Annotated in this window: 1 protein-coding gene; it reads right to left on the reverse strand. The window is 64.7% G+C overall.

Features of this window, described 5'->3' with window-relative positions:
• Positions 1 to 1202: IS21 family transposase (gene istA, locus J2847_RS33845; RefSeq protein WP_233474986.1), on the reverse strand; the 1202-nt coding region annotated here is incomplete at its 3' end.
• Positions 1203 to 1488 lie beyond the last annotated feature (286 nt).

Raw genomic sequence — 1488 nt, forward strand, 5'->3', positions numbered from 1 at the left:
ACGTTGCCCGCTACGGCTGCGTGACTGCCCCGGCTAGGCCTGCCGGAGACCAGATGAGCCCCCCGGCTCCTACACCACGCCTCGGGACACGACCCGAAGCACCGGGCGTGTTCACCGACAATTCGTCCATCCTGGCGCAGTTCGATCCGCTCGGCATAGGCGCGGATTTCCACCGGACGCCCCACCGCGCCGGCCGCGACCGAATACTTGTTGTTGTCGAAGCGCACCAGACAGGTCTTGGAAACCGAGGCTGGCACGGCATGGAAGCCGTCGAACCGCCCGGCATAGGGAACAAGGCTCGGCCGTTCTGCCTCGAACATCTCCCAGACCGTCCGCTCCCGTATTTCGGGATGGCGATGCGCCTTGGCGTGGGCGACGCAGCGGTCCAGGAGCAAGCCGTTGAGTTCGTCGTAGCTCTTCACCCGCAGCCGGGGAGTGAAGAAGCGCTCGCGGACCAAGCCGACCTGGTTCTCGACCTGTCCCTTTTCCCAGCCCGACGCCGGGGTGCAGGCGACCGGATCGACCAGATAGTGGCTGCACATCTGCAGGAAGCGCCGGTTGTAGACACGCTCCTTGCCGGCGAAGATCGTGTCGACCGCCGTCTTCATGTTGTCGTAGATGCCCCGCGTACAGGCTCCCTTGAAGAAGGCAAAGGCCCTGTCGTGGGCGTCGAACACCATCTCCTGGCTTTCGCGCGGGTAGGCCCGCACGAACAGCATCCGGCTGTGGCACAGGCGGACATGGGCCACCTTCACCGTGACCGTCGTTCCGTTGATCAGGACGACCTCATGGCTCCAATCGAACTGGTAGGCCTCGCCTGGCGCAAAGCTCAACGGCACGTAGGCTTGGGCGACGGAGGGCCCCTGCTCCTGCCGCCAAACCCGGGCATAGCGACGGACAGCGTCGTAGCCGCCTTCATAGCCGCGGGACCGTAACGTTTCGAACAGCCGGACCAGCGTCAGGCGCTCCCGTGATGCTTTCCCCTCGTTGGCCAGCAACAGAGCATCCAGTTCTTCACGCCAGGGGCCGATCTTCGGCAAAGGCTGGTTCGTGCGCGTGTAGCGGAACTCCGTGGCCTCCGACCGGATCACCTTCCGCACGACCTTCCGGGACAGCCCGAACTCCCGGCAGATTACCTTGATCGGCTTCTGCTGCACGAAGTAGGCACGACGGATCTTCGCGATCGTTTCCACAATCAGCATCCCTCGACAGGCCTCCATGTCCTCCATGGCGGCCAGTGTGGACCCAAAGCTTCGGGGGTCCCGTTTGGATGCCGATCACCCCCTATACGGGGTCCTTATTCCATGCCGATTCACACCCGGTTGGGGGCGGCACGCCGCCACCAACCGTGAGCCGCTTTCCGCGCCTCGATAGGTTCTATTCGGCGTTCCGAGGTCGTGTCCCGAGGCGTGGTGTAGGAGCCGGGGGGCTCATCTGGTCTCCGGCAGGCCTAGCCGGGGCAGTCACGCAGCCGTAGCGGGCAACGTG

This window comes from Azospirillum agricola (assembly GCF_017876095.1).
GTDB lineage: Bacteria > Pseudomonadota > Alphaproteobacteria > Azospirillales > Azospirillaceae > Azospirillum > Azospirillum agricola.